The 4,109-nt window shown below is 64.1% G+C and carries 5 protein-coding genes; 1 reads left to right on the top strand and 4 read right to left on the bottom strand.

The window, feature by feature from the left end; all coding sequences use genetic code 11:
• On the top strand, positions 1–693 hold a 693-nt coding region (locus AWB67_RS34745; RefSeq protein ID WP_143328455.1), incomplete at its 5' end, for an ABC transporter permease.
• A 43-nt stretch (positions 694–736) separates the two neighbouring features.
• Here the strand turns inward: AWB67_RS34745 and AWB67_RS34740 are convergent.
• The 4 genes from AWB67_RS34740 to AWB67_RS34725 all read right to left on the bottom strand — a co-directional run.
• Positions 737–1,606, bottom strand: a complete 870-nt coding sequence (locus tag AWB67_RS34740; RefSeq protein ID WP_087660462.1) for a class I SAM-dependent methyltransferase — start codon at positions 1,604–1,606, stop codon at positions 737–739.
• An 80-nt stretch (positions 1,607–1,686) separates the two neighbouring features.
• Positions 1,687–2,496, bottom strand: a complete 810-nt coding sequence (locus AWB67_RS34735) for a class I SAM-dependent methyltransferase (RefSeq protein ID WP_087660461.1) — start codon at positions 2,494–2,496, stop codon at positions 1,687–1,689.
• Positions 2,497–2,696: 200 nt separating this feature from the next.
• Positions 2,697–3,590, bottom strand: a complete 894-nt coding sequence (locus AWB67_RS34730) for a YkgJ family cysteine cluster protein (RefSeq protein WP_087660465.1) — start codon at positions 3,588–3,590, stop codon at positions 2,697–2,699.
• Positions 3,587–4,109 (bottom strand): MetQ/NlpA family ABC transporter substrate-binding protein (locus AWB67_RS34725; RefSeq protein ID WP_125477821.1); only part of this gene is annotated, 523 nt, incomplete at its 5' end. The genes AWB67_RS34725 and AWB67_RS34730, both read right to left, overlap by 4 nt.

Here is a 4,109-nt window from a genome sequence, read left to right as displayed (position 1 = left end):
CTCTTGCCGCGCGCCGGCTGGGTCGATGCGACGTTCCTGCCGCCTTTCTCGTCGGTGGTGCGCGCGTTGATCGGGATGGCCGTGTCGGGCGAACTGACCGCTCATCTGTTCGCGAGCGCAGGACGGGCGTTGATCGGCTTTGCCATCGCCATCTCGATCGGCGTGCCGCTCGGTCTTTTCATCGGCTGGTATCGCTCGCTTGCCAACATCCTCAATCCGCTGCTGGAACTGTTCCGTAACACCGCGCCGCTCGCTTTGCTTCCGGTGTTCGTTCTGGTGCTCGGCATGGGGGAAACGTCCAAGATATCGATGGTCGTGTATTCGTGCCTGTGGCCGGTCGTGCTCAACACGGTCAGCGGTGTGCGTAATGTCGATCCGCTGCTGATCCGCTCGGCGCGGTCGATGGGTCTCCCGCCGCTAAAGCTTTTTCGCAAGGTCGTGTTGCCTGCCGCCGTGCCCACCGTTTTCACCGGTATTCGCGTGGCCGGCGCCTATTCGATTCTGGTCCTGATCGCAGCGGAAATGGTCGGTGCGAAGGCGGGGCTCGGCTATTTGGTCAACTACTCGCAGTTCACCTTCGAGATTCCGAAGATGTATGCGGGCATCGTCACGCTGTCGCTGCTCGGCCTCGTCTTCAACCATGCAGTCGTGCTGGTCGAGCGGCGCCTGACTGCGTGGAAAGGTGGGGGCTGAGCGATCGCGCTCACTGCCCGGAAGCGACGATTGACTCGATGCGCTAAGGCTTGACGAACCTGAGGGTCATCCGGTCGGATTCGCCGATCGCGGCATAAGTGGCCCGATCGGCGTCGCCCCCTTTGTAGGTCGGCGGAAGAGACCAGACACCGCGTGCATGGTTCGTCGTATCGCGTGGGTTGGCGTTGATCTCGCTGCGTGCAGCCAGCACGAAACCCGCCGCCTGAGCGTGCTCGATCACGAAGGCTTCGGTCACATAGCCACTCTCGATCATTTGCTGGACACTCGCACCCGGCCGCGCGCGATGTTCCTCGACACCAAGTTCTCCGCGGGGTTTGAGGGCGGCGTGGAATGCGCGCAGGTTTGCGTCGAGCTGGCCGTCGTTGATCCAGTTGTGGACGTTGCGGAACGTGAGCACCCGGTCGAATCGCTCATGCGTGTCGAAGCCGGAGAGCTCGCCGGCGCGCAGGGTGCCGACCGTGACCTTGCCGTATGTGTCCGGTGCGGCCGCGAGCTTGCGCAGAAAGCTCGCGTCGGTCGCGCGCTCGTCGTTGTCGAGCTCAGGCAGCGTGCTTCGATACTGCGCCTCGTAAAGATGCCCGCCGTCGCGGAGATAGGGCGCGAGAATGTCCGTGTACCAGCCGCCGCCCGGTGCGATCTCGAGTACGGTCTGTGTCGGTGAAAGGCCGAAGAACTGCAGCGTTTCCTTCGGGTGGCGGTAGACGTCGCGCGCCCGGGCCTTGTCGGCGCGTTGCGGCCCGCTGATTGCCGTATCCAGGGACGGTGCACTGGCAGCGGATGAGGCTGCTTGCGACACGGTCTGCGACGGTGTGGTGCATCCGGCGAGCGCGACTGCAATGAGCGTCGCGGCGGCTGCAATAGAGCGTGATCGGTGGCGAGAGGCGATGGTCATAGCCGAGGCGAGAGTACGGGATATCGACAGGATACGGGGCTTCCATCGGCACTGTGCGATTAATGTACCGACGGCCTGACTCACTCCGTAAGAGGTTTTCGGCCCGTCGCGAAGATGAGCCGGCGGATCAGTTCAATCCCTCGTGGGCCACGACGTGCCTCGAGCGTATCGCCGAGACGTTCCCGCAGACGATTCAGTTCGCGATCCGGAAGCGCAGAAAGAAAATTGCCGAACGAACTGGCTTGGCTGAACGTGATCACGTCATCGGCGGAGGCGAACGCGTCGTCGAATTCGCGGATCTCGTTGAGCGTCACGTCGAAGCCAGCATCGGTCAGGAGCGACGCAGTCTGATCGCGCGTCAACTGGTTTGGCGAACCCACGCTGGCGTGCTGCCAGGCGGGTTCGGAATCGATCAGTTCGCGCAGCACGAGATGCAGGTCGTGTGGCACATCCTTCGCCATGGTCGTGAAGCCGACGCGGCCGCCGGGCTTGAGCACCCGGAATGCGTGCTGCAGCGCCCTCGGCTGGTCCGCTACCCAATGGATCACGCTGTTGAAGTACACCACGTCGTAGTGCGCATCGGGTATGTCATGCAGCTCCTCGGCGCGTCCGACGCTCGCCTTGAAGCGCCCACGCGCGCGTTGCGTCGCCCGTTCGACTCGCAAGGGCAATGGGTCGATGCCCAGCACTTCGCCTTTCGTGCCAGCGCGCAGCGCGGCGGCTTCCGTCAGCAGGCCAGTGCCGCAACCGATGTCGAGCACCGCATCGCCATCGCGCACATCCAGCGCGTCGAGTAGGCCGAGACCGTGATTGAACTGGCGCGTGCCCAGCCGGTCGTATTGTTCTGCGAGACGGGCAGAGTCGAGATCGAGTTTTACGTTCGACGACATGGATTTACCTTCGAGAAGAACTAGGGCGTGGGGTGTCCTCGGCGCGCAAGCTTCGGAGACGGATGCTCCCATTCTTTCCGACAAAGTCGAGCGTCACAAGAAACGATTCTGCCTAAGCTTATCCTCGTTGGGGCAAAGGGAGAACGGCTTGATTGAAGGCCCGTGACCACGTGTTGAACGAGCGACGCGGGGTAGTCTCGCTATAAGCCCGAGAAGTAGTTTTCCGCAATCTCCCGCAGCCGGTTCGACGATACCGGAAGCGCTGCCGGCGACTCGATCAAGACTTCGCTCGCTCGAACGTAGCTCGCCAGGAAACCGCGCAGTTCCTGTGTCACCGGACGGTCGTTCAGATGCCGCCGCGCGATCGCCTGCGCAATGTTGCGCTCGATCAGCGCCATCTGGCTCGCGATATAGGCGACGCACAGTTCGCGACACGCGGCGGAAAGACCCGCAATCGCAAGCAAGGCCGGCACGATCGAGATCGTCGCATAGCCGCCTGGTGGAATGCGCGCGAGAGCGTCTGTGCCCTGTGCCGAATTGGCGTGCAGCGAGTCGAATACCGCGCGTCCCCATAGTTCCCGCTCGGTCGCGATCGCGGTGCGCCGTCGTTCGACGGCCGCGCGCGCGGACGCATCGACGATCCTTCCTTCTGCGACCAGCAGTGCCGCGTCCCCCTGCGTCCCCGCAACGATGCAATCCGCGCCGATATAGCCGGCGCCACGCGCGCGCGTCGCGAGCACGCGATGCTGAAGAGAGTCGCGCACGAGAGGATCGAGTGGCACGGCATCGCACATGTCCGGCTTGCCGGTCGCGTGAATGCTGCACAAGCCCGCGCTGTCGAGCGCAGGACAGCGGCCGGCCGTTGGATAGTCGTACCCTTGCACCGTGATCGAAAGGAACTCGCCCGACCGGTCGCCGAGCGGGAAGAAGAGGGTGGCAGCGAGGGTATCGTGCGCTTTTACCCGCGATATGCGACCGATCGCGATGCAACCGACAAACAGATCGCGATGCCGAAAAAGCTCGCGCAGCGACATCGCGGGCGGGCTGTTGCAGCACTTGCCGCAGGCGGAACACGCGAAGGAAAACGCGTTCACCACGGCCGGCGCACCGAATCCTGATAGCGCACGAGAATGAAGCGCGCGACGTCGTCCGACTGATACGCCGCGATCAGCGGGCCGACCCACGGTTGCGCGCGGTCGGCAGTGCGCACTGCGAGCACGCCAGCAAAGGGCGAGCGCGCGTCTTCCATGCCAATGCCGTCGCGCGCGGGTGCGAGGCCGGCGCGCGTGGCGTCGTCACTATCCATGACGACGATCGACGCGTCGCTCAAGGCGTCGGCAAGTTTCGAGTGCGGCACTTGCCGGATTTTCAGGCGCAGGCGGTTGCTCGTGATGTCGGCTGGGGCGGCGTGCAGGGCCGCTTCGTCGCGAAAGCTCAGCAGGGTGAAGTTCTGCAAAAGGATCAGCGCACGCGCGGCGCCCGCCGAATCGGCCGGAATGGCGACGACCGCGCCGCGCCGCAGTTCGGACAACGCCTTCAGCTTGCGCGAGTAAAGCGCCATCGGGAAAGTGATCGTCGACGCGGCGCGCGCAAGCGGGTAACCACGCTGAACC

The sequence above is a fragment of the Caballeronia terrestris genome (assembly GCF_001544515.1).
GTDB classification, from domain to species: Bacteria; Pseudomonadota; Gammaproteobacteria; order Burkholderiales; family Burkholderiaceae; genus Caballeronia; species Caballeronia terrestris.
The sequence above is the reverse complement of the archived record's forward strand: the minus strand, read 5'-3'. Positions and strand labels throughout refer to the sequence as shown.

Excerpts from the sequence above, each read along its gene's own strand:
- AWB67_RS34740 (WP_087660462.1), bottom strand. The coding sequence starts at position 1,606 with ATGACCATCGCCTCTCGCCACCGATCACGCTCTATTGCAGCCGCCGCG.
- AWB67_RS34735 (WP_087660461.1), bottom strand. The coding sequence starts at position 2,496 with ATGTCGTCGAACGTAAAACTCGATCTCGACTCTGCCCGTCTCGCAGAA.